At 83.0% G+C, this 394-nt stretch carries 1 protein-coding gene; it reads left to right on the forward strand.

What is annotated here, in order from left to right; all coding sequences use genetic code 11:
• On the forward strand, positions 1-394 hold a 394-nt coding region (locus NJ376_RS27560; protein WP_456309992.1), incomplete at both ends, for a hypothetical protein.

Consider the following 394-nt stretch of genomic DNA (forward strand, 5'->3'; position numbering starts at 1 on the left):
CGGCCGCGTCGCGGCCCTGGCGCCGCAGCGGGACAGCGCTGTGGCGGAGGCGACGGAGGCCGAGGCGATCCTCGCCCGTGCCGAGGCGGAGGCGGCGGCGCTGCCCGACCTCGCCACCATCCGCGGCGGCGTGGAGGCGGCCCGCGCCGCCCTCTCCACGGCCAGGGCGGGGGAAGCGGCGGCGCTGGAGGCGCTGGCCGCGCTGCGGGCGGAACGCGACCGGATCGATGAGCGCCGCGGCAGCCTGGCCGCCGAGCAGGCGGAATGGGCCGGGCGGGCCGAGGCCGCGACCGCCCGCTTGGCCAGTTTGCAGGAGCGCCGGGCCGAGGCCCTCGCCGCCCGGGACGCGGTGGCCGAGGCCCCCGCCGCCGCCGCCGCCCAGCGCCAGGCCGCG

This window comes from Siccirubricoccus soli (genome assembly GCF_024178315.1).
GTDB lineage: Bacteria > Pseudomonadota > Alphaproteobacteria > Acetobacterales > Acetobacteraceae > Siccirubricoccus > Siccirubricoccus soli.